The sequence below is a fragment of the Amycolatopsis sp. NPDC059021 genome, assembly GCF_042739895.1.
Taxonomy (GTDB): Bacteria; Actinomycetota; Actinomycetes; order Mycobacteriales; family Pseudonocardiaceae; genus Amycolatopsis.
Window position 1 is genome coordinate 1 of sequence record NZ_JBHYIQ010000042.1, and the last position, 21,157, is coordinate 21,157.

The 21,157-nt window shown below is 69.3% G+C and carries 24 protein-coding genes; 23 read left to right on the forward strand and 1 reads right to left on the reverse strand.

All coding sequences use genetic code 11. From position 1 onward, the window contains the following. The first annotated feature begins 366 nt into the window (after positions 1-366). From ACFWX1_RS24050 to ACFWX1_RS24085, 8 genes are all read left to right on the forward strand, one after another. Positions 367-615 (forward strand): hypothetical protein, encoded by a 249-nt coding sequence (locus ACFWX1_RS24050; protein ID WP_378390798.1) that lies wholly within the window; start codon positions 367-369, stop codon positions 613-615. A 447-nt stretch (positions 616-1,062) separates the two neighbouring features. Beyond that, on the forward strand, positions 1,063-1,431 hold the full coding sequence (locus tag ACFWX1_RS24055) for a hypothetical protein (RefSeq protein ID WP_378390933.1): 369 nt from the start codon (positions 1,063-1,065) through the stop codon (positions 1,429-1,431). After that, the gene (locus tag ACFWX1_RS24060) at positions 1,388-1,630 is read left to right on the forward strand and encodes a DUF2283 domain-containing protein (protein WP_378390800.1); all 243 of its coding nucleotides are present in this window, start codon (positions 1,388-1,390) and stop codon (positions 1,628-1,630) included. The genes ACFWX1_RS24055 and ACFWX1_RS24060 overlap by 44 nt, the downstream gene beginning before the upstream one ends. Positions 1,631-1,841: 211 nt before the next feature. After that, positions 1,842-2,234, forward strand: coding sequence for a hypothetical protein (locus ACFWX1_RS24065; RefSeq protein ID WP_378390802.1), 393 nt, complete (start codon positions 1,842-1,844; stop codon positions 2,232-2,234). A gap of 428 nt (positions 2,235-2,662) precedes the next feature. Next, positions 2,663-3,025 (forward strand): hypothetical protein, encoded by a 363-nt coding sequence (locus ACFWX1_RS24070; protein WP_378390803.1) that lies wholly within the window; start codon positions 2,663-2,665, stop codon positions 3,023-3,025. Then, complete coding sequence (locus ACFWX1_RS24075) at positions 3,013-3,189, forward strand: hypothetical protein (protein ID WP_378390805.1); 177 nt, start codon at positions 3,013-3,015, stop codon at positions 3,187-3,189. The genes ACFWX1_RS24070 and ACFWX1_RS24075 overlap by 13 nt, the downstream gene beginning before the upstream one ends. A gap of 253 nt (positions 3,190-3,442) precedes the next feature. Beyond that, a complete protein-coding gene (locus ACFWX1_RS24080; RefSeq protein ID WP_378390807.1) occupies positions 3,443-4,771 on the forward strand; it encodes an MFS transporter in 1,329 nt (442 codons plus the stop codon). Between the two features lie 131 nt (positions 4,772-4,902). Beyond that, entirely contained in the window at positions 4,903-6,090 is a 1,188-nt protein-coding gene (locus tag ACFWX1_RS24085; protein ID WP_378390809.1) for a GGDEF domain-containing protein, read from the forward strand. Between the two features lie 3 nt (positions 6,091-6,093). Here the strand turns inward: ACFWX1_RS24085 and ACFWX1_RS24090 are convergent, their stop codons facing one another. Beyond that, complete coding sequence (locus ACFWX1_RS24090; protein ID WP_378390811.1) at positions 6,094-6,480, reverse strand: winged helix-turn-helix transcriptional regulator; 387 nt, start codon at positions 6,478-6,480, stop codon at positions 6,094-6,096. A gap of 877 nt (positions 6,481-7,357) precedes the next feature. Here ACFWX1_RS24090 and ACFWX1_RS24095 point away from each other — a divergent pair. The 15 genes from ACFWX1_RS24095 to ACFWX1_RS24165 all read left to right on the forward strand — a co-directional run bounded on the left by ACFWX1_RS24095 (position 7,358) and on the right by ACFWX1_RS24165 (position 20,585). Next, complete coding sequence (locus ACFWX1_RS24095) at positions 7,358-7,921, forward strand: methyltransferase (RefSeq protein ID WP_378390813.1); 564 nt, start codon at positions 7,358-7,360, stop codon at positions 7,919-7,921. 76 nt (positions 7,922-7,997) lie between these two features. Beyond that, positions 7,998-8,564, forward strand: coding sequence for a hypothetical protein (locus ACFWX1_RS24100; RefSeq protein ID WP_378390815.1), 567 nt, complete (start codon positions 7,998-8,000; stop codon positions 8,562-8,564). Positions 8,565-9,022: 458 nt separating this feature from the next. Beyond that, positions 9,023-9,517, forward strand: a complete 495-nt coding sequence (locus ACFWX1_RS24105) for a hypothetical protein (RefSeq protein ID WP_378390817.1) — start codon at positions 9,023-9,025, stop codon at positions 9,515-9,517. Between the two features lie 98 nt (positions 9,518-9,615). Then, on the forward strand, positions 9,616-10,314 hold the full coding sequence (locus ACFWX1_RS24110; RefSeq protein ID WP_378390818.1) for an SAF domain-containing protein: 699 nt from the start codon (positions 9,616-9,618) through the stop codon (positions 10,312-10,314). Positions 10,315-10,346: 32 nt separating this feature from the next. Next, entirely contained in the window at positions 10,347-11,186 is an 840-nt protein-coding gene (locus ACFWX1_RS24115) for a hypothetical protein (RefSeq protein ID WP_378390925.1), read from the forward strand. Beyond that, a complete protein-coding gene (locus ACFWX1_RS24120) occupies positions 11,183-12,688 on the forward strand; it encodes a CpaF family protein (protein WP_378390820.1) in 1,506 nt (501 codons plus the stop codon). Before ACFWX1_RS24115 ends, ACFWX1_RS24120 begins: the two co-directional genes overlap by 4 nt. After that, complete coding sequence (locus ACFWX1_RS24125; protein WP_378390822.1) at positions 12,685-13,617, forward strand: type II secretion system F family protein; 933 nt, start codon at positions 12,685-12,687, stop codon at positions 13,615-13,617. Before ACFWX1_RS24120 ends, ACFWX1_RS24125 begins: the two co-directional genes overlap by 4 nt. After that, a complete protein-coding gene (locus ACFWX1_RS24130) occupies positions 13,614-14,519 on the forward strand; it encodes a type II secretion system F family protein (protein ID WP_378390824.1) in 906 nt (301 codons plus the stop codon). Before ACFWX1_RS24125 ends, ACFWX1_RS24130 begins: the two co-directional genes overlap by 4 nt. 72 nt (positions 14,520-14,591) lie before the next feature. After that, on the forward strand, positions 14,592-14,846 hold the full coding sequence (locus ACFWX1_RS24135) for a hypothetical protein (protein ID WP_378324551.1): 255 nt from the start codon (positions 14,592-14,594) through the stop codon (positions 14,844-14,846). A gap of 32 nt (positions 14,847-14,878) precedes the next feature. Then, positions 14,879-15,787 (forward strand): hypothetical protein, encoded by a 909-nt coding sequence (locus tag ACFWX1_RS24140; RefSeq protein WP_378390826.1) that lies wholly within the window; start codon positions 14,879-14,881, stop codon positions 15,785-15,787. Between the two features lie 23 nt (positions 15,788-15,810). Continuing rightward, positions 15,811-16,251, forward strand: a complete 441-nt coding sequence (locus ACFWX1_RS24145; RefSeq protein ID WP_378390827.1) for a hypothetical protein — start codon at positions 15,811-15,813, stop codon at positions 16,249-16,251. Continuing rightward, positions 16,251-16,715: a TadE/TadG family type IV pilus assembly protein gene (locus tag ACFWX1_RS24150; protein ID WP_378390829.1), complete on the forward strand. Its 465-nt coding sequence runs from the start codon at positions 16,251-16,253 to the stop codon at positions 16,713-16,715. Before ACFWX1_RS24145 ends, ACFWX1_RS24150 begins: the two co-directional genes overlap by 1 nt. Further along, the gene (locus tag ACFWX1_RS24155) at positions 16,712-17,167 is read left to right on the forward strand and encodes a TadE family protein (protein ID WP_378390831.1); all 456 of its coding nucleotides are present in this window, start codon (positions 16,712-16,714) and stop codon (positions 17,165-17,167) included. Before ACFWX1_RS24150 ends, ACFWX1_RS24155 begins: the two co-directional genes overlap by 4 nt. Further along, a complete protein-coding gene (locus ACFWX1_RS24160; protein ID WP_378390833.1) occupies positions 17,164-17,577 on the forward strand; it encodes a hypothetical protein in 414 nt (137 codons plus the stop codon). The genes ACFWX1_RS24155 and ACFWX1_RS24160 overlap by 4 nt, the downstream gene beginning before the upstream one ends. Further along, complete coding sequence (locus ACFWX1_RS24165) at positions 17,574-20,585, forward strand: LysM peptidoglycan-binding domain-containing protein (protein WP_378390835.1); 3,012 nt, start codon at positions 17,574-17,576, stop codon at positions 20,583-20,585. The genes ACFWX1_RS24160 and ACFWX1_RS24165 overlap by 4 nt, the downstream gene beginning before the upstream one ends. Positions 20,586-21,157 lie beyond the last annotated feature (572 nt).

A 21,157-nucleotide genomic window follows, 5' to 3' on the forward strand; every position in this document is an offset into this window, starting at 1 on the left:
GGTCCGGGGGACACCCCCGGCTGGGGGTGTTGGGGGTTGTGCCCCCCCAAAAAATTGGTAAAACCCACCCAGGGGGGGGGCGTGACAGGGCGCACCCGGGGGGGGGTGTGGGGGGTTGGGTGTTTGTCCACCCGGCGGGGCTGGTCGCGGTGGTGGGGCCGGCATACTGACCGAACCACGTCGTCCTGGTTGGGGTGGTGGGTGTTGCACGCCGGGCGCACGTCCGCGCTTGGGCAGGGCGGTGACCGGCGGCGATTCGGCCGCGGCGGCGTCCTGGTGCAACATCTCCGTCACCAGTGGGGTGGTTCTGAGATTCCCTCGATCGCACCTTGGTGTTATCGATTTGTAACCGACACACTTGGTGGCGTGGACACGATTGCCGAGAAGCTGGCCGCGCGTTGGGCCGAAGTGACAGACCTGGAGTTGGCGTACTCTGCGCTGCGCGCCCAGCACGGGGTCACGGCGGCGACCCGCGCCCTGATCGGGCTTCTGGAGACGAAGGAACCTTCGTGGAACGCCGAGTGCTTGGCAGCGGCAGTGGCTGCGCTGGACGACGTGCGGCGCACCGGTGAACTGGTGCAGCCGGTCCACGAAGCCGCACTGCCGAGCGAGTGAACCCGCCTGTCGGTGGTGCGGGCAGACGGGTGCCTGGGGTGGAGAGTAGTGCAGTCACGCCGCCCGTCGCCACCGTGACTGTCACGCTTTCCCTTGTCAGCTAAGGGCTTACGCCGCGACCACCTACCGCGGCCAGGAAAGACTCGGCCGTCGGCGGCTGGCGCGCGTGCGCACGCACTCCGACGAGTCTGCGGCCCGGGACAAGGCTCCACCACCGCGTCCTCGTCGGTGTCCGGCGCTGCACCAACCTCGTGAACCTGCCTCCGTGGTGTCGGGACACGAAGGGTCTTCCCCAAAGCAGGAAACCGACCGCAGAGGATATAAGCGCTACTAAGAATTCTTAAGACCGCCGAACGGGTCGCAGTGTCAGCGAAACTGGGACCGGTCCCGTCCAGGTTATGCCACAGTCCTTCGTGGTACTGAAAGACGGGAGAGGAGTAGGCAGTCATGGCCAATAAGCCCGACCGAAACGCCGCGCGAAAACTGAGTGCGGTGATGGCAGGCGTCTTCGTGTTGTCGCTTATGTCAGGAGCAGTTGCTCAGGCGACCGAAACGACGACCCGGTCGTACGGAACCACGTCGCCAGCATCGGTTTCGATCCAGGGTGGCCCGAGTGTGGTCACCGGCTGGGAGCCACACTGCTCGCAGCGTATGCGTGAGCGCCGTGTGACCCAGCAGGACGTGCAACTCACGGTCACTCTCTACTGGGGCTCAGCAAAATGGCAACCGCGTCAGCGGACCTGGCTCTACCACAACACGCAGTCGAATCTGTATGTGGTTCTCAGGGACAGCGGCGTCTGTGTCACAGTCTGGTGAGTTTCTTCGCTTAGAACGTAATCGAGAATCGAACGCCGCGTATCTGAGATTTTTCGCCACGCAGCCGGGTGAGGTTGACAGCAGCGTCGCTGTAAATCATCCTTCAAGTGAAGTAGCCCTTGTAGTCGATTTCGCCTCAGACGGCAGAGTTCTCGGTATAGAGTTTCTGAACGCTGCCGCGCAACTGCCGGAGCGCTGACTGGTCGGGTGGATCAGAAAAGGAGATGTCCGTCCACCCGACCACTCGGTAAAGCGGCGTACCGCGACGAAGTAGCTAATTGTGGAGAGAGATCGGCTGCGCAAACTGGAGGGCCGCCCGGGACCCCTCCCACCTGCGCTATGTTCCACTGTCGGTGCTACGGATAGTCGCACGAAGCGAATATCCAGAAGGTTGATCAGGAGGAATCACTATGCGCAAGCTGACTGCTGTTGCGGTGGCCGCCTCCGCCGCTCTGGTAGGCATGATTGCCATCGCACCTGTTGCGTCCGCTGAGCCCAACCCACCTGACTGCCCCAGGGGGTATGCCTGCATGTTCTATGTGGACGCCACTCAAGGGCCTGCGGCGGTCAAGACTGCCAGGAACTGGTTCGGCTCGCAGCCAGCTGGAATAGGTGGCTCGACAGTCTTTAACAACGGCGCGCCCCAGCCGGGCCGCGACCACATTCAAGCCACGTGGATCTTCGAGGGGAAGACCTTCGGTAGGTGCTTGCACTTCAACCCCGGCCCCGGCGAATACAAATTCGTCCTCACCCGGGGCACCACGTTGACCAGCCTCGTCTGGCGTGGTGAATGCGATGACTGATCGGGATCTCCATTGAGACCACTGGACTTCGCTGCATAGGCGTGATCCCGGCCGAGGGGTGTAATGGTGGCTCCGGGCCTAGCTGCTGGGCAGCCATTTCGACAAGGAATCGGTCCAACTCTTGTGGACCTCAGCCTGGCGTGCCACTTATCCTTTCCTGGCAGCACCCTTCGGCCAGACCACGGCGGCGGGGATGCAAGCTGCGGAGCTGCCTCAGTGGCATCCCAGTGCTCTAGTCCGCGTGCCGGGGACCTCCACGCGCTGGGCGCGGCGGTGACGTCGGTGTGCGTGGTAGTCCAGCACGTCCGATACCCGATAGCGCAGCCCTTCCGGAGTGCTGACGGCGGGCAGGCCCCGACGCCGCCATTGCCGGATGGTGGCAGGTTGGACATTGCACATGTCCGCGACTGGCGAATCGCGGGACCTGGGTGGCGACGGCGCGGGCGAGCAGGCCCCTCGGCATCGTCGAGGTTGTTCGGAACCGGTTGCTGGGCCAGGAAGTCGGCCAGTTCGAGGCCGGTCATGACGCTGACCATGAGCCGCGTGGCGAGCATGCCGAGTTCGGTGACGGTGAGCAGGACGGTTTCGTCCTCGCGGCGGCTTTCAGCGAGGAAGCCGCCTTCGAGCAGCAGGTCGAGGGCGGCGTGGACGGGGCCGACGTCGCGAGTGCCCTGGTGGTGGGCCAGGGTGCCGATCCACCAGTGTTCGGCGTCAGTGGAGGTGGTCCTGGGCGGCCTCGGCGAGAAGGTGGTCGGGGAAGGGTGTCGGCGATGCGGGAGTGGACGGCGTAGCCGTCGACGAGGCGTTGCTGCCAGGCGGGGTGTTCGCCTTCGGTGGTGATGAGGTAGGCCCTGCCTTCGGTTTCCCCGGCGCCGATGCGGCCGGTGCGGCCGAACATCTGCTGGACGGCGGCCATGCCCGTGGCGGTCCGCCACCTTTCTCCAGCATCATCTGACCGCCTTGTCCGCGCCGTGCCGCGGCAATTGAATTGCGGCCGAGCAGACTGCCGGTCGAAGTTGAGTAGTTGTACGGCTACCCGTCGTGGAGAAGCGCGTCTACAGTTGCAGTACGTAGTCGAGCTGATGCATCCGAGTGAAAAGTTGCGGATGGTATCGGGTCGGGCACGCTCCGGGCATATTTTGGTTGGTCCAGGTTCGCGGGCGGGGGCTGCCGGTCGGGCTTGGGTACGCCGGGGAGGGGACGGACCTATGGCGGATGCCGGACGAGGGAGCTTCGCAGCGGCGCTGGCGGGCGCGGAGTTCCGTGCGATGTGGCTGGCTGAGACGCTCTCGGTAGCCGGAGATCAGCTCGCCCGAGTCGCCCTTGCGCTCCTGGTTTACGGCCGGACCAACTCGGCCTCGCTCACGGCACTGACCTATGCGTTGACGTTCGCGCCGGCGTTTATCGGTGGGTTCCTGCTGTCCGGTCTCGCGGACCGGTTCCCGCGGCGCGCGGTCATTGTGGTGACCGACGTCGTCCGCGGATGTCTCGCGCTGGCGATGGCGATTCCCGGCCTTCCGCTGCCTGCTCTCTGGTGCTTGGTCGGTGGGCTGACCTTGGCGGGCGCGCCGTTCAAGGCAGCGCAGCTATCGCTGCTGCCCGATGTTCTGCCGGAAGGCCACTACCAGGCCGGGCTCGGGCTGCGGCAGATCAGCACGCAGACCGCGCAGGTGATCGGGTTCGGCCTCGGCGGCATCCTGGTCACCGCGATCGGCGCGTCCGGTGCCCTCGTGTTCAACAGCGCCACGTTCCTGATCAGCGCGTTGGTGATCGCCTTGTTCGTCCGCGCGCGGCCCGCCGCCCGACGCCGCCAGGTCGACGAGATCCGTGAGCCTGGGCGGGCCCGTATGTTTGACCGTCGGCTCGCCGCCGTGTTCATCCTTGCCTCGCTCATCGGGCTCTTGGTCGTGCCGGAGGGGCTCGCGGCTCCGTATGCGGGCACGGTGGGAGCGGCGTCCTTCGCGGTCGGTGTGCTGATGGCCGCCGATCCGGTCGGCAGTGTCATCGGCGGATGGTGGGCCAGCCGCGGGAGCGCCGATCCGTCGGCTCGGTCGGTGATCATCCCCGCCGTCGCGTCCGGGCTTCCTTTGGTTCTGTGCGTGTTTCTGCCGGGGCTGTTGTGGGCGGCGGTGCTCTGGGCCATCTGCGGCGCCTTTTCGACGGTGTATCTCATTCGACTCCAGGCCGTGATCGTCGCCGTCGTCCCGGATTCGCGCCGGGGCGCGGTGATGGGCAAGTTCAGCACCTGCGTCTACAGCTCGCAGGGTGTGGCGATCACCGGCGCCGGCGTCGTCGCGGATCAGCTGGGCCCGGTGACCACGGTCGCGGTCTCGGGTGCGCTGGCGTCGGTGCTGGCGGCAGGGGCGGGGATCGTGTGGCGGGAAACCCGCCCTCGGCAGCCGCGGGCTGCCGAAGACGAGCCTTGCCCGGTGAATCGAGTGGATCGAGAGCGATCAGACGTCCTTGTTACGCATGGTGACCCCCTCCCGGGACAGCCGGCGGTAGGAGGGTCCGGCGGCCCGGAGGCCGCACCGTGAGGGCCGGGCCCTCCCGTGGGAACGGAAGCGAGATCAGTATGCAGGGATCACCAGCGACAGCACATTCCGAGCGGCGCCGCGGTAACGCAGGCTGGTCAGTCTGGTCACACTCCGTTTACGCCCGGGCGTTCGTGGTGTTCATCGAGCTCCTTGCACTCGCCGCCGTGGCGCTCGGCGCCGTCCTGGTACCAGCCACGGGAAAAGATCTCCTCGAGGGCGGGGTCGTGATCGGGCTCGGCGTGCTCGCCGCCGAGATGGCGAACGAAGTCGAGCGACGCCGCCGCAGGTTCAGCGACACGCCCCACGTCAACTTCTCCTCGGTATGGACCCTGGCCGGCGCTCTTGTCCTTCCGCCTGCGCTCGCCGCGGTTGTGGCCGTCGTGTTGTATGCGCACCTGTGGGTGCGCTGCTGGCGCGGCGTGCCGGGGCTCTACGTGTCGCGCACCGCCTTCAACGTCTCCAACGTCATCGTGTCGACCCAGGCCGCGGCCTGGGCGGTACGCGAACTGGACATCGTTTCCGGTGCCCTGGACCGCGGCGTTCTGGGAGCAGCGGGCGTCCTGGCGATCATCGCGCTCTACTACGTCGTCAACTCGGCGATCGCGGCCATCACGATCGCGCTCGCCGGAGCCGACCGGACGGCACGCCGACTCCTCGGACGGCTGAACGAGAACATCCTGGAACTCGCGACGCTGTGCCTCGGAGCCGCGACCGCGCTGCTCCTGGCTTGGCACCCGTGGCTTGCCCTTCTCATGCTGCTACCGCTCTACGCTCTGCACCGCTCCGCGCTGATCCGGCAGTTCGAGCACGCCGCGACCACCGACTCGAAGACCAGCTTGCTGAATGCGGCGAGCTGGCGTGCGATCGCCCAGGCCGAACTCGACCGCGCTCGCCAGCACGGCACGACGGCCGCGATTCTCATGATCGACATTGACCACTTCCGCAAGGTCAACAACACATACGGCCACCTCGCGGGCGACGACGCCCTACGAGCCCTCGGCGAGACATTGCGGGCGATGGTACGCAGCAACGACCTCTGCGGACGCTTCGGCGGCGAAGAATTCGTCGTGGTCCTGCCCGGCTGCGCCTCGGCCGACGACGTGCTCGCTGTGGCCAACCGCATCCGCGAACGCATTGCCAGCACGCCCGTAACGGCGCAAAGTACCGGCGCAACGTTCAGCGTGACCGTATCGATTGGCGCGGCCTACTTCCCCGCGACCGGCATGTCCCTCGACGAACTGCTGCTCGCCGCCGACAACGCGCTCTACGGTGCGAAGGACGCTGGGCGCAACCAAGCCCGCGTCGTCGAAGCAACGTGAGGATCATTGCGACTTGAGCTCCGCCATGATTTCACGGTGCCGTTGTGCCCAGGTTGCTAACGGGTGCAGCGCATGCAGGAGCGCTCGCCCTTCAGATGTCAACTGGTACCAGACTCCCGCGAAGTTCCCGCCCTCCTCGGCGCGACGTTCGATCAGGCCGTGCAGTTGTAGGTGTTGCAGTGTGTTGGCCAGTACGCGGTCGCTGAGTGGCTTGCTGTGCGAGGTCCAGCCGAGCCGGGCCTCTGCCTCGTTCACCTCGTTCTGCAGGTCACGGTATCGCTTTTCGCCGAGGACGAGTGTCGACAGCACTGCGATGGTCCACTTGCCGTTCAGGATCTCCAGCGCCTCGTGCAAGCTCTGGCGGTACGGAACGCCCTCCCCGTCAGTCACTCACGTTGCCTACCACGCGCCGACCGGCTATAGGCCAGAAGAGCGGCATCCGGTGTTCCCGAAGCCTTCGGGTTCGCCTGAACGGGTGAAGAACGCGCTGCTGAGTCCGGAGTTAGTGGGCGATTACCTTGCAGTTAGCGGAGGCCTGTGAGCTACACCGGTCTTACCTGGACACAGCCGAGTCCGGGGGAACGGGAGCAGCGCGGTGACGGGCCGGCCGAGCGGAACGAGAATTCGACATCGGCCCGTCACTGCGCACTGGCCGCGCCGCAGCGGAAGGCGGAAGACCGCCAGAACCCGATGGAAGCGGACGGGCGAAGGAGGACCGACCATGTCGACCCGAATTGCTGAAGTGCCACGACGCCAGAGACGGGAGCGCCGGTTGACCGGGCGCCGTCGCGGGCTACGAAACCTGGTCGTCGGCCGGGTGACGACGCGTCACGCTAGGGCTGGATACCAACGACCTGTGCTGTGACCACTCGTGTGCGTAGCGTGCTCTACTGTTGAGTAGAGGTGAGATCTTCTCGTATTTGCACAAAATGTGCACAAAATTCGCGGTGTCTCAAGCCGATTTTGTGCAAATTCCCGTCTCCTGCGAGGGCTTGCGGCGGTCCACGGTAGAGATCACGGAACCGAACCCCGCAGGTGCAGATGTCGGGAGGTGAGGAAATGTCACGTTTCGTGGAAGGCAAGGCTCCAGTAATCGGGATCGCCGTAGGTGGCATCGGGCCGTCGGCGATCAGTGCGCACGGATCCGTCCGAAGTCGTACGCCGCTTCGTTGCCACCGGGGAGGTGCTCGCGGAATTGCTCCCAGCGTGGATGCTTGGAACAGGGGGACTGCTGGTCGGGCCTCTGATAGTTCAGGTCGCAGAACGGGTGGCCGGCGTGCCGCTATTGGGTTTCGGCTGGTCGCGCCGCATCAACACGGCCATGGTCTCGGGAGTGACCGCGTCGTTGTGTGTGCTTGGGTGGACGCGATTCGGTGCGACGTCGATGTTGCTGGCATGGTGCTGGGCGTGCGCGCTAGGACTCAGCCTCGCACTCGTGGACTTGCGCTGCCGGCGTCTTCCTTTTGCACTCACCGCGGTTTTCGCGGGTGGCGGTGCCGTGGTGTTGTTTGGCACTGCGGTGGTCGACGGGCGCTGGACGCAGCTGGCCTTTGCCTATGGTGTGTCGGCCGTCGTGCTGGCGCTGGCGCTGCTGGTGCAAGTCTGCGCGCCGGAGCACACCGGGGGCGGGGATACCGCCTTGTACGGCGCGCTCGCGCTATACCTGGGCTGGGGCGGTTGGGAAGCGCTGCTGCGCGGACTGCTGGTAGCCAGCGGCCTCACCGCTATGGTCGCATTCGTGGTTGTGATGTGCTCCGGGCGCGTGAATTCGCGGTTTCCGGCCGGGCCGTCCCTGCTGGCGGGCGCGTTGGCGAGCATGCTGTTCGCGTAGACGGACAATCAGCCGTGACCAGTTTGCCGCGGCCGGTGTGGACGCCACAGTCGAAGGGACAGGGGAGGAATTCGCGATGATCGTCGGCACCCGTCGTTGGCCGCGGCTCGTTGCTCTGTCGGTCACGGCTCTGACACCAGTACTGCTGGCGGGTTGTAGCAGTAAGGATGCCCCGGCGCCGACGTCGTCGCCCAACCTCTCGGCTCCGTCGCAGGCGCACTCGGTACCGAGCGCGTCCAAGCAGGATGAGCGCAAGGCGATCGAGTCTGCATATACCCAGTACTGGCCGCGCTCTGCGCAGACGCCGCACAAGCCGGAGAACACGTGGCACGACGCAATGGCCGCAATCGCTGTGGAGCCGCAGTTGTCCACGACGTTGGACGCGATGCACCGCAACAAGGGGCTGGGACTGACCACCTATGGAGATGTGACGGTGCGGATTGCCTCGGTCGAGGTCGTCGGCGCCACGGCGAAAGTTGTGGATTGCCAGGACGCCTCACACGCAGGACAGGCGGATGCCAACACGGGTAAACCGAAAACCGTTGGTGTGCCTCGAATGCCAGTACACGCAACGTTGGCTCGGGACCCGGCGGACGGACAGTGGAAAGTCTCCCAGCTCGACTTTCCCGGGGGTGCTTGCTGATGCGTCACACTCGCCCATTCGAGGTCTTCCCGGTCTGCTTGGCCGCTGCCGGCGGCTTGCTCGCGGCTTTCCCGGCTCCCGCCGTCGCCCAGGGGGCTGGCGATGACGGCCAGGTGATCGTCACGCCGGTTGACCCGTACGGTCAGAACACCCGCCCAGGTGTGGATATGCGCGCGCTGGAACAGCGGGGCCAAGCCCCTGTCCGGCCCGGCGGGCCGGGACCGCGGTCGACTGGCTCTGGCCAGGATCGGCAGGTGGGTGCTGGTTCGGGAGGTATCGCGGATTCGCCGAGCGGGATTCCTCCGGGTTGTTTTCTCGGCGGGTTCGGGGCCGGTGGTGTGCCGGGTGCTGGGCGTCCGGGTGGTAGTGCGTTCGGGTTGCGTTGTCTGCCTCCAGCTCCGGCTGACGCCGGGCCTGCGGCTACTCCTGGCCCACCGCCGTTGCCGTCGCCTGCGCAGTTGGCGACGGAGGCGTTTGAGCAGTTGCGATTGCCGTTGCCCGTGCCGCGGCATTCGCCGGATGTGCGATTGCCGGATGGCCGGGACGCCACGATCGTCGGGGAGAACACCTGGATATGGACCGACCGCGCTGTCTGGACACCGGCGGTGCGGCGGGTGCAGGTCGGCCCGGTATGGGCCGTGGTGACCGCGACCCCGGTCGGCATGACGTTCACCTCCGGCATGGGCGGCTCGATGTTGTGTTCCGGTCCGGGCACTCCGTATGACCGCTCGTACGGCCTGCATGCCGCGAGCCCCGATTGCGGGACCGTCTACACACGATCCTCGTACGGGCAGCCGAATGATCAGGTCCGGGCGGAGTGGGCGATCGGGTGGTCGGTCAGCTGGACCGGCTCGGACGGAACCGCGGCAGTGGGTGGTGTATTTCCGCAGATGATGTCGCGGGCGTCGGCGACGTTCGTGGTCGCGGAGGTGCAAGCATTGCGCGCGAACTAACGCGCACGGAGGTTTTCACAACTGCATTCCGTCGAGTTTTTCGTTGTCGGATGTGGATATAGCGAATCGAATTTCTGGAATGGGTAAGGAGTTGCCCCGTGGGTAGTGCTGTGTCTTTTTCCCGGCCGCCGCGGTCACGCGGCGACGACCCGTCGGCCGCTGAGTCGATCGAGGAGTCCGGTGGTCCGCGGGTGCCGCGTCGGCGTCGGTGGTGGCTGCTGGCGGTGGCGGCGGTGCTGGCCGCGGTCGTCGGCGTCGGCAACTACGCCTTGATCGCAGGCCAGGACGAACGGGTCGAGGTCGTGGTGGTGACCCGGGACGTCGGCTGGGGCCAGCCGCTGTCCGACGGTGTTCTCGGTGTCGCGAAAGCGGTCCCGGACCCGCACGTGGCCTCCATCCCCGCAACCGAGCGGGCCGATGTGGTCGGCAAGGTCGCGCGTTCGATGCTGCCTGCGGGCAGCGTGCTCACGCGCGGCCAGCTGTCCGCGCAGCCGGTTCCGGGGCCGGGCGAGCGACTGGTCGGGCTGCCGGTGAAACCGGGCCACCTACCCGCTCGCGGGCTTTCCCCTGGTGACCTGGTTCAGGTCACCCCGGTCGCCGGAGGTCCTGGAACCGACGTGGGTTCCGCTCCGGCGAGTGCTGCCGGGTCGTTTCGGGCGCGGGTGCTCGGTGTCGGCCTACCGGATTCGACCGGCGCGGTCACGGTCGACGTCGTGGTCGGTGCTGACGCGGCGCAGGCGGCGAGCAGCGCGGCGGCGGGTCAGGTGGTGCTGGTGCAGCTCGGCCCCGGCGCATAACCGGCAACTCCTGCAAGGAAAGGGCGGTGAGGATGTTGGCGATGATCACGCTCGTCTCGGCGAAAGGGGCGCCGGGGGCGACGACGATGGCGGCGGCGTTGGCGGCGGCCTGGCCCGCGCCGGTGGTGCTCGCCGACTGCGACCCCGCCGGAGGCGATCTGGCGCCGGGCTGGCTGAGCCAGTGGCTGGTAGAAGGCAGCCTCCGGCCGGAGGTCGGTGTGTTGTCGTACGTCACGGAGACCCGGCATGCCGTGGCGGGGGATCCGGCCACGTTGGTCGAGCATGTGCAGGCGGTTCCGGTGGCCCGGCATGTCGGCCTGCTGGCCGGGTTGAACGCCCCGGGCCAGCACACCGCCGTCGGTTACACGGGCTGGACACGGCTGACCGTGGCGCTGGCCGCGTTCAAAACCACGACGGGGTGTCCAGCGGACACGGTGGTCGATGTCGGCCGCTTCGGTGCGGTGACGCCGTGGCCGTTGCTGCTGGCCGCGGATCTGGTGCTGCTGGCGGTGCGGCCGACGCCCCGGCATGTGCTGGCCGCGCGCCCGGTGCTGGCCGCGCTCGCGGAGCGGATCGTGCCGCACAGGTTGGGGTTGGCGGTGTGCGCCACCACCGCGGCGGGCAGCCGGGAGGTGCGGGCCGCGCTCGGCGCGGAGATCGCGGTGGAGGTGGCCGCGGATGCGCGGGCGGCGGCGGTGTTCTCCGACGGCCTCGACGGCGGTGTCCTGTCGCGCCGGTCGTCGTTGCTGCGCGGGCTGCGGCGGGCGGCGCGTCGCCTGCACGGCACCTACCACCACTACACCCCCGCCGAGTTACATGCCTCGGCCACCGCGCGCCCGTCGGCGGGCCTGCTCACCGGAGGGACACGATGACCGCACCGCACAACGGTTCCCCGCCCGCCGCCGCGGCAGCGGCGTATCCACGGCCGATCCTGCATTCTCTTCCGAGCACCGACTCGACCGCACCGCCGCCGGAGGCAGCCGTGGGCGGGGCGCCGGATCCGCAGTTGGTCCGGGCGATCCGCGAGTCGGTCGCCGCACGCCTGGAACGCGTCGCCGCCGGGGAAACCCACCTGGCCACGCCGTTGTCGGGCGAGGAGCAGCAGGCGCGGATGCGCGCCTTCGTCGCCGAGGAGGTGGCGGCGTGGGTGCAGCGCCGCGCCGCCGCCGGGCAGCCACCGTTGCCGATGGAGGCCGAGCGGCGGCTGGTGCGGGCGGTGGTGGCGGCGCTGTCCGGGCTCGGCGTACTGGAGGAGCTGCTGGAGCGCGAGGACGTGGAGAACATCCACGTGCATGGCTGCGACCAGATCCAGCTGGAGCTGGCCGATGGCAGCCTCGAGCGCTGGCCGCATCCGGTCGCGGATACCGACGCGGAGTTGGTGGAGATGCTCGCGGCGATGTTCGCCCGCCAGGGCCAAACTTCCCGCGAATTCAACGCCGGACGCCCGTTGGGAAACCTGCGGATTCCGGCTGGTGGGCCGTTGGGGGCGCGGGTGGCGGCGGTGATGGAGGTCTCGGATCGGCCGCGGGTGGCGATCCGCCGCCACCGCCTCGTCGACGTCGGCCTGCCCGAGCTCGTCGCGAACGGCACGGTGGATCCGGTGCTGGCGGCGTTCCTGGCCGCGGCGGTGCGGGCGGGCTGCAACCTCGTCGTCTCCGGCGGCCCCTCCGCCGGGAAAACCACGCTGCTGCGTGCGTTGTGCCGCGAGATCCCGGCCTATGAGCATGTGGTGACGGTGGAGGAGGAGTACGAACTCGGCCTGCACCTCACCGGCCGCCCGCTGGTCACCCCGCTGGAAGCCCGCCCCTCCAACTCCGAAGGCGCCGGCGAGATCACCCTGGACGACTTGTTGAAGCAGACGCTGCGACATTCGCCGAGCCGGGTGATCGTCGGGGAGGTCCGGGCCGGCGAAGTCACCGCGATGCTGCGCGCGCTGGGCAACGGCGCTGCGGGCGGGATGTGCACCCTGCACGCCACCTCCGGTGTGGCGGTGTTCGACCGGATCGCCGCGCTCGGGCAACTGGCCGATCCGCCGCTGGCGATCGAGGCCGCCCACCAGTGGACCGCGGCGGCGCTCGACCTCGTCGTGCACGTCGCCCGCACCGACCACCACCACGAGGGTCACCGGAGTGGGCGGCGGGAGCGGTTTGTGGCGGAGGTGATCGAGGTTGGTCCGGTCGGCGACTCCGGCCGCCCAGATACCACCCGGATCTTCGCGCCCCGCCCGACCGACTGGCGCGCGGTCCCGGCCTACGCTCCCGGCCGCGACCTGCTGGAGCGGGTGGAGCGGCACGGCTTCGACCGCAGCCAGCTCGACACCGCCGAGGCAAGCTCCTGGCTGTCGACCGGTTTCCCGGAGGGGGGTGCGCGATGACGAGCGTCGTGGCCGGCCTGCTCGGTGTGGCCGCGGTCCTGGCCGTCGCCTGTGTGATCGCCGCGTTTCTGCCCCCAGCACGGAAACCTGACCGCGGCGCGTCGCGCCGGACGCCGGGGTGGTGGCAGCGGCTCGCGCGGGTTCCGCGGCGCCGGGCAGCCATCGCGGTGCTCGCGGGGGTGCTGGTGTGGTGGGGGACCGGCTGGCCGGTCGCGGCGATCCTGGCCACCGCCGGGACGATCACGGTGCCGATGTTGGTGCGCGGGCAGGACACCCGCCGTCTGATCGCGCGGTTGGATGCGCTGGCGAGCTGGACGCGGCGCTTGGCCGACCTGCTGGCGTCGGGCGCGGGTGGGTTGGAGCAGGCGATCACCAGCTCGGCCCGCACCGCCCCCACCGCGCTAGCCTCTGAGATCGGAACCTTGGCGGTGCGGCTGCGCACCCGTGGCCTGGAACCCGCGCTGCGCGCCTTCGCCGACGACATCGCCGACGAGGCCGCTGACGAGGTGGTCCTGGCGCTGATCTTGCGGGTCCGCGCCGGAGGACGCGGCCTGGTGGACATCCTCGACGCCAAAGCCGCCGCCCTGGAACGCGAAGTGGTGGCGCGCCGCGACGTCGAAGCCGACCGGGCGAAACCCCGCACCGACGTCCGCGCCATCCTCGGCATCACCGTCGTCATGCTGACCGGGATGGCGGTCTTCGCCCGCGACTTCCTCACCCCCTTCAACGGGCTGCTCGGCCAGTGCGTGCTGGCCGGGATCGGCGGCCTGCTCGCCGCGGCCGCATGGTGGATGCACACCCTGATCCGTATTCGCCGCCCCGCCCGGCTGCTGGGCGCGGCCTCACGTATCCCTGTCGGTGCCCCGAAACCGACACCGGCACGAACGCTGACCACCGTCTCCTACGAAACCGGGGAGGTGGCGCGATGAGCCCCGGTATCGTCGCCGCCGTCCTGGGCGGGATCGCGGGAATCGCCGGCGTGTGCGTACTCGCCGCGCTGATCCCCGCTGCGCCGGTCAATGTCGCCGCCGCGGTGGCCGAGTTGGACGAGCGCACCGCCCACCGAGCCGGCGGCGCTCCGGCGCGGCGCCGGTGGGCGAGCGGTGTGCAGCGGGTGGCCGGGTATTCGGCGCGGTCGTCGAACCGCTGGTGGGGCATCCCCACCGCCGACCTCGACGTCCTCGAGGACACCGCGCAACGGTATGTCGCCCGCCGCCTCGCTTGGGCCGCAGGCGGCGCTGCCGCCGCGGGCGCGCTGGCCGGGGTGGCGTGGGCAGGCGGGATCAGCCTGCCCGGCGCCGTGGTGGTGTTGGTGGTGCTGGGTGCGGCGGCGGCCGGGTCGGCGGTTCCGATACTGGCCGTGGCCGAGGACGCAGCCAGGGCACGGGAGCAGTTCCGCCGCGCCACCGCCGCCTACCTCGACCTGGTCGCCCAGGAACGCGCCACCGGTCGCGCCCCCAGCCAAGCACTCGCCGAAGCCGCCGCGGTCGGCGACTCGTGGGTGTTCGGACGGATCAACCGCACCCTCAGCCGCGCCATTCGCGCCGGACACACACCCTGGGACGCCCTGGCACGACTGGGACAGCGGATGGGCGTGGTGGAACTGGCCGACCTGGCCGACATCCTCGCCACCGCCGCCGACGGCGCCGCCATCTACACCACCCTGATCACCAAAGCCAGCTCGCTCCGGGCCGCCGCCCTTGCCGCGGACCGGGCTGACGCCAACAGGCGCTCCCAACGTCTCGCACTGCCGGTGTCGCTGCTGCTGGTCGCATTCCTCCTACTGGCCATCTACCCCGCCTTCATCCGCATCCTCACCGGAAGCACCTGACTGAATCCACAGGGGGACAGAAACCGTTGCGGGACACCAGGTCCCGGACCTGATTGAAGGAGTTGATCATCGATGTCGAAGACCATCAACCGCGTGCTCTCCGGAGTACGACAGGGAAACGACTGGCTCGTGCTGGTGGTGACCGGGCTGGCGATGACGTTGGTTGCGGGCGTGGAGAGCCGGTGGGCGCGGATGCGTGCCTCGGGTGATCGTGGGTCGGAATCGGTGGAGAAGGCCATCACCGCCGCCGTCAGTGCGGCCGTGGCGATCGGGCTGATGATCGCTATTCGTGCGGCGGTGGAGAGCCATCAGGCGCAGATCAAATGACGTCGCGGACACGTGGGCGCGCGGAGAACGCCATGACACACCACGACACACCGCCGCCGGTGACGGTGGGTGACTTTGCCGAGGGGCCGGACATGATGCTGTGGAACCCCGACCTGCCTCGAGCCCGCTGGCACCGGGAACGGGTGCGGGCGTTCTGCTCCCGCAGTGTGGTCCACGCGGGACTCTGCGGCGCGCTCGTGCTGATCCTCGGTCTCGCGGCCGGTGACACCGTCCTCACTGTCACGTTCATCGTGCTCGGCACGATTGTCTTGTGCGGCGGCGTTGTGATCGGCGTGGTCAATCTCGGCTATTGCGCCAGCGACCACCAGCACACCGGCGGACCTTGTCACCTAGAGATTCCGGGCGAATTCTTCTTCCGCACCAAGGATTTCACCGACATGGGTCCGGCCACGGGGAGGATCGCGGTGCGGGTGATGGAGGCGGTCGCGCACCTGCACACCACCCCAGCCCGTGGATGGCTGGACCCGGACCTTCCGCGTTCGGCGCATCGGCTGGCCTGGCAGACACTGTCCAGCCTGGAGACCACCCGCACCACCCGCGCCCTGGCCGACCAGCTCGCCGCCGAGCCCGGCTACGGTGGGCTCGCGGAGACGCTGGAGGAGGCGATCGCGGGGATCGACCACCGGCTGACCGCGGTGGCCGAGCAGCTGACCGGGTGTGTCGTGCTGACTCGGGAGTGGAGCCGGAAACTGCACGACGCCGACCTGCGCGACCGGGTCGACCGCGAGCTCGCCGTGCTGGCCGGAGTCGCCGGCAAGGACCTGATCGTCGGGAGCGAGGCGTTGCTGCAGACGACGTTCACGTCGGTCACCGCGGCGCGCGACCTCACCAACGCCGGATCCTTCCCCTGGGAACGCTCGCGCAACGACCGGTACGCCGCCGTCGGGCTCATGCCGTTCGTCTGCCACCGCGCCACGTAACTCGTCACGGAGAGAAGGACACGATGATGCCGACTGCTGAGGAGATCGAACGCCGCGTCGCCGAGCACGACCGGCCCCGCAGCGCGCAACGCGCTGCCCTGGCGACCCGGGTCGGTGACCTCGCGCAGCAGCGGGCCGCGATCGCTGCCCACCTGCGCGAGGTCGAGCAGGAACTCGGCGACGTGCTCGCCGAAGCCACCGCGGTGATGGACATCGCCGAGCTGGCGCGGTTCACCGACGTCCCCGCTCCCGATCTCACCCGATGGTTCAACGGCCGAAAACCCCAGCGCACCAAACGAAAAAAACCTGCAAGCGGCTCGGCTGGGACGAAAACCCCGGCGAGCCCATCATCGTCGGTGGCGCGGGCACTGGGAACCGGGGACTCATCGGCGTCGCGCGACGAACGCGGTGACCACAACGGCACGGCATCCGGCGTCCCGCGGATTCCTGCGGAGGCGACGTGATGACCAGCCACTCCGAACTCGCCACCATCCGTCCTGGGTGGACACGGCTGCGCAGGGCCCTCTGTGCGCGGCTTGGCGGTGATCGCGGGTCGGAGTCGGTGGGATTGGCTGTGCTGTTCCCCGTGGTCTTGCTGCTGATCCTGGTGATCGTGCAGGGCGGCCTGTGGTGGCACGCACACACTATCGCTGTCCAAGCCGCGCAGGCCGGAGCCGACGCCGGTCGCCCGGTCGCGGCCACCACCGACGCGGCCGCCGACGCGGCCCGCTCCTTCACCTCGCGCGCCGGACAGGGCGTCCTCACCGGCCCTGCCGTGCACGCGGTGGTCACGGCCGACAGGGTCCAGGTGACCGTCACCGGCACCGCGCCGCGCCTGCTGCCGATTCCGGGCTGGGATATCCGGGTCGACGCGAGTGCTCGCACGGTCAAGGAACGCTTCACCCTCCCCGGAGGAGCGGGCTCATGAACCCCCGCGCCCGGCATCGACCCGACACCCGATCCCGGCGCCGGTGCGACGCGGGTTCGGTCAGCGTCGAAGCCGCGATCCTGGTCCCAGCGCTGCTCTTCCTCGGCCTGCTGATCATCGCCGGTGCGCGGGTTTCCGCGGCGCAGCAGGCGCTCGATAACGCCGCCACCGCCGCCGCTCGCGCCGCCTCGCTGGCCCGCGGCCCCGCGGCCGCGCAGCAGGCCGGGACCACGGTCGCGCGGGAACGCTTGGTACGCGAGGGCCTCACCTGCCACGGATCCAGCGTGACGATCACCGCAGACGGCCTTGCCGTCGGCCGGGTGGGGCAGGTGCGGGCGAGCGTGACGTGCCAGGTTCCGCTCACGGATCTGGCGTTGCCGGTGCCGGGCGGGACCCGCACGCTCACGAGCGCCTTCACCAGCCCGACCGACCCCTATCGAGGAATCCCATGACCAGGACAGGGGATCCGCGGGATGCCGGGTCGGTCACCATTCTGGTCGCAGTCCTCGCGTTCGCGTTGCTGCTGGTGCTGGCGCTGGTGGTGGACGGGAACGCGCGGACGCGGGTGATCGCCCGCGCCGACGCCCTCGCGGCCGAGGCCGCCCGCGCCGCCAACACCGCCGTCGACACCCGCAGCCCCCGTGTCGGCATCGACACCGCTACCGCTGCCCGCGCCGCGACCGACTACCTCGCCCGCGCCGGACATCCCGGCCAGGTCACCATCATCGGGCCCCGCGCGGTCCGGGTGACCGTCACGGTCACCGAGCCCACCACCGTCGGCTTGCTGGGCGCGAGCCGGCAGGCCACCGGCACCGCGCTGGCCGAACTCGGCATCGGGACCCGCAATGGCGGCCTCCCATGACCTCCCGCACCGCGCAACGGCTCCGCGGCGGGCTCGCCGCGCTGGCCCTGGGTGCCTTCCTTGCCGGTGTCCCGTGCGTGCTGCTCGCCCTCGGCGCCACGCCCGCTCGGCTGCTCCCGGATCGGTGGCCGGAACAGGTGCCGATCAGCCAATGGCCCGAGCGGCTCTGGAATGCGCTGCGGTGGGCCTGGCTCACCGGCGACCTCGTCGCCGACCTGATGATCGCCGTGGCCTGGGCAGGCTGGGGGCTGCTCACCCTCTCCGCGATCACCGAGTTCGTTCGCCAGACAGGGCACGGGGTCCGCGCCGCACGGGGTGTGCTGGCCCGGGTGCCCGGCGGCCGCTGGATCGCCGGGCTCGTCACCGCGATCCTCGTGGCTACTTCCGTCGGCACCGCCTCCGCTACCGGCGTGCCCGCCGCCCCGGTAGCGGCGACCGCGCCGCCCTGGCCCCAGCAGCCCACCACTACGCCATCACCCGCAGCGGATGCGGTGACGGCGGTGACCGCCCGGAGCGCGAACCGCACCGAGGGCGCATCGGTGGCTCCCGCCGCGCGGCACGAGGACGCGGTGCCGTACACGGTGGTGCACGGGGACACCTTGTGGGGCCTGGCCGAACGGCACCTGGGCGCGGGCACCCGCTACCACGACATCGTCCGGCTCAACCCGGAACGACTCGCGCACGGCGCCGACGAGCTACGCCCCGGGTGGGTGCTGCTGCTCCCCGCCGACGCCCACAACCTTCCCGACCCCGCTGCGGTCGCGGCGTCGGACCGCACGGTGGTCGTGGCGCCGGGCGACACGCTCAGCGCCATCGCCGCACGCGAACTCGGCGACGCACACCGGTGGCAGGAGGTGTTCGCCTCTAACGTCGGCCGCACCCAGCCCGACGGCCGTGCCTTGCGGGATCCGGATCTGCTGCTGCCCGGCTGGCACCTACACCTGCCCACCACGAGGTTGCCCGGGGAGACCTCGCCCGGCGAGCAACAGCCACACGCTCCAGCCCCACCGTCGCCGAGCATCCCGCCGACCGTATCGCCGTCAGCGTCACCCCAGCCGGCACCGGATACCGCCCTGGCCCCCGCCGAGAAGACGACCTCCGGCGACCAGAGCGACCACAGGTCCGAACCAGGGCTGAACCTGAGCACCGGTGCGTTCGTCAGCGTCGGCCTCGCCGCAGCGATCGCCGCGGCCGTGGTGTCGGCACGGATCTGGCGTCGGCGCGGCTACCGCATCGGCAGCGGCGACCGCGCCGACCTGCACCGCTCGCCCGCCCCCGTCGTCCGCGCCCTGCGCGCCGTCCATGACCACGACGATGACGAACGGCCGCCGGTCGCCGACGCCGACCTCGTCGACATCATGCCCACCCCGCAGGACCGCCGTGCCACCCGCGGCACCTTGGAGCCCGCCAGCCAACCCGTGCCGGTATCGGTCGGGGTGCGAGGCAGCCGGGAACTCGCCCTGAACTTGGCCAGCACCCGCGGGCTCGGACTGGCCGGTCCCGGCGCCACCTCCGCCGCTCGCGCGCTCCTGCTGCACCTGCTCACCGAACGGCACACCGATCCCGGCATCGATGTGCTCGTGCCCGCCGACGACCTGCGCTTCGTCTTCGACGGCGTGGACGTCGGCAGCGTGCCCTCCACCGTGCACGTCGCCGCGTCCCTCGAGGCGGCCGTCGCCGAGATGGAAACCGCGCTGCTGACCCGTACTCGCCGCACCGACGAGGAGGCCGAGCCCCCGGCTCCTGGCCCGCTCGTCCTGTTCGCCCGCCCTCAGCCGCACGTCGAACACCGCCTGCACGCAGTCCTCGGCAACGGTGCCACCCTCGGCCTGGCCGGCGTGCTCCTCGGCCAATGGGGACTCGGCACCACCGCCCACATCCACCACGACGGCGCCGTCACCGCGACCCGTCCCTGCGCCGAGGTTCTTTCCGGCACCCGCCTGTTCACCCTGCCCGTCACCGACGCCACCGCACTACTCACCGCACTCCGCAGCGCCGAAGGCCCCGCCACCCCAACGGAACATGACGGTGCCAACCTGCCGGACCACCAGCCTGCACTCCACCCGGACAGGGGCGAAGAGATTCAGGACTTCGGGGACGCCGTGCAGCCAACAGCCCGCTCAGGGAAGGAGGCGCTGCGGCTGGAAGCAGCCCGACCACCCGGAGGAGAGGAGCAGGCCACGGCGGCATCGCCAGCTCCGGCCGCTACCGTCACCGCGGCCGAGGCCCCCGCACCGCTGCACTTACGGGTCCTGGGCCGATTGCACCTGACACGCGGCGCACCGCACGAGGCCGACCTCATCGACGTTCTCGCACCGCGGCAACGGGAAATCCTGGTCTACCTCGCGCTGCACCCCGACGGTGCCCGCCGTGAGGTGCTCACCGCCGCGCTCTGGCCGGACGCACCCGGTGACCGCCCCTACAACGCGTTCCACGCCACCATGTCCCAACTGCGCCGCGGACTGCGCACCGCGACCGACAACGAGATCACCGACCTCACCGTCACCGGCGACGGCCACTACGCGCTCGACCCGACTCTCGTCACCGTGGACCTCTGGCAGCTGCAAGAAGCACTCGCCGCTCGCCGGCACGCCACCACCCGGGACGACACCATCGCCGCAACGCGGCGCGTAACCGCGCTGTACCAAGGCGAGCTCGCCGACGGCATTGCCGCCGACTGGATCGACGGCCCCCGCGAAGCACTCCGCCGCGACGTCCTCGACGCCCTCAGCACCCTGATCCGCACCATCGGCCACGACGACCTCGAGCAGACCCTCGCCCTGCTCGAACACGCCCGCCGCCTCGACCCCTACAACGAAGCCATCTACCGCGACCTCATGCGCACCCAAGCCCGCCTCGGCCAGCACGACAACATCCCCCGCACACTCAGCCTGCTGACCCATTCCCTGGCAACCCTCGACCAAAAGCCCACCCGCGACACCCTCGGGCTCGCCGATCTCCTACGCCAGCCCCGCAACGCGCCGCGGCGAAGTCAGCAAGCGAGCTAACGAAACAGTGGTGCCGCAGCGAGAAAATTAGGCCTGTCGAGTGTAGAATAGAACTCATCTGCCGAGAAACCTGGTCGCTGTCAAGATGAGGCGCTTCCGTGGTTTCGCATTACGATTATGCCATTTCGCTGGGCTCCGCGAAATTCGCATAAGATACGCGCTCCGCTGGCGTCGGCCTAGTCGCTAGCGGCCCCCTCTCAGGATTCCTCTGCGCCTTCTTCTCGGGCTTCTCCTGGGCTGCCCCTCTAGGGGAGAAAAGGGAGCATTGCTCCTTGTCGCAGGCCAGCGCCCCATAGCCCCTTCCTTTGCGGCCTCCGACTTCGGTCCCGGCGGGCACATGAACAGTCGGTTGGGGTGGTGGTTGGCTGTCGTTCCTTGTGACTCTGTGGTCGCCCCGATTGCGTTGGTTGCCTTTCCCTAAAGCGGACTTTCCGCTTCTCATTCTTTTGTTCTCGGTTCGTCGCTCGTGCGGCAACGGTGGGGCCGGCGTTCCGGCTGTGCGGTCGCGGGCGCGGTGCTGGCTGTCGCCGTGCGGGTCGCCGATTGTCTGCATTTCTCCAGCTCAAGAGCCT

Bases quoted from the DNA above. Each gene is read 5' to 3' on its own strand.
- ACFWX1_RS24100 (WP_378390815.1), top strand. From the start codon at position 7,998: ATGATCGTCGGCACCCGTCGTTGGCCGCGGCTCGTTGCTCTGTCGGTC.
- ACFWX1_RS24115 (WP_378390925.1), top strand. From the start codon at position 10,347: ATGTTGGCGATGATCACGCTCGTCTCGGCGAAAGGGGCGCCGGGGGCG.
- ACFWX1_RS24155 (WP_378390831.1), top strand. From the start codon at position 16,712: ATGAACCCCCGCGCCCGGCATCGACCCGACACCCGATCCCGGCGCCGG.
- ACFWX1_RS24165 (WP_378390835.1), top strand. From the start codon at position 17,574: ATGACCTCCCGCACCGCGCAACGGCTCCGCGGCGGGCTCGCCGCGCTG.
- ACFWX1_RS24160 (WP_378390833.1), top strand. From the start codon at position 17,164: ATGACCAGGACAGGGGATCCGCGGGATGCCGGGTCGGTCACCATTCTG.
- ACFWX1_RS24060 (WP_378390800.1), top strand. From the start codon at position 1,388: ATGTGGTTCTCAGGGACAGCGGCGTCTGTGTCACAGTCTGGTGAGTTT.
- ACFWX1_RS24120 (WP_378390820.1), top strand. From the start codon at position 11,183: ATGACCGCACCGCACAACGGTTCCCCGCCCGCCGCCGCGGCAGCGGCG.
- ACFWX1_RS24145 (WP_378390827.1), top strand. From the start codon at position 15,811: ATGATGCCGACTGCTGAGGAGATCGAACGCCGCGTCGCCGAGCACGAC.
- ACFWX1_RS24125 (WP_378390822.1), top strand. From the start codon at position 12,685: ATGACGAGCGTCGTGGCCGGCCTGCTCGGTGTGGCCGCGGTCCTGGCC.
- ACFWX1_RS24140 (WP_378390826.1), top strand. From the start codon at position 14,879: ATGACACACCACGACACACCGCCGCCGGTGACGGTGGGTGACTTTGCC.
- ACFWX1_RS24080 (WP_378390807.1), top strand. From the start codon at position 3,443: ATGGCGGATGCCGGACGAGGGAGCTTCGCAGCGGCGCTGGCGGGCGCG.
- ACFWX1_RS24150 (WP_378390829.1), top strand. From the start codon at position 16,251: ATGACCAGCCACTCCGAACTCGCCACCATCCGTCCTGGGTGGACACGG.
- ACFWX1_RS24130 (WP_378390824.1), top strand. From the start codon at position 13,614: ATGAGCCCCGGTATCGTCGCCGCCGTCCTGGGCGGGATCGCGGGAATC.
- ACFWX1_RS24065 (WP_378390802.1), top strand. From the start codon at position 1,842: ATGCGCAAGCTGACTGCTGTTGCGGTGGCCGCCTCCGCCGCTCTGGTA.
- ACFWX1_RS24055 (WP_378390933.1), top strand. From the start codon at position 1,063: ATGGCCAATAAGCCCGACCGAAACGCCGCGCGAAAACTGAGTGCGGTG.
- ACFWX1_RS24135 (WP_378324551.1), top strand. From the start codon at position 14,592: ATGTCGAAGACCATCAACCGCGTGCTCTCCGGAGTACGACAGGGAAAC.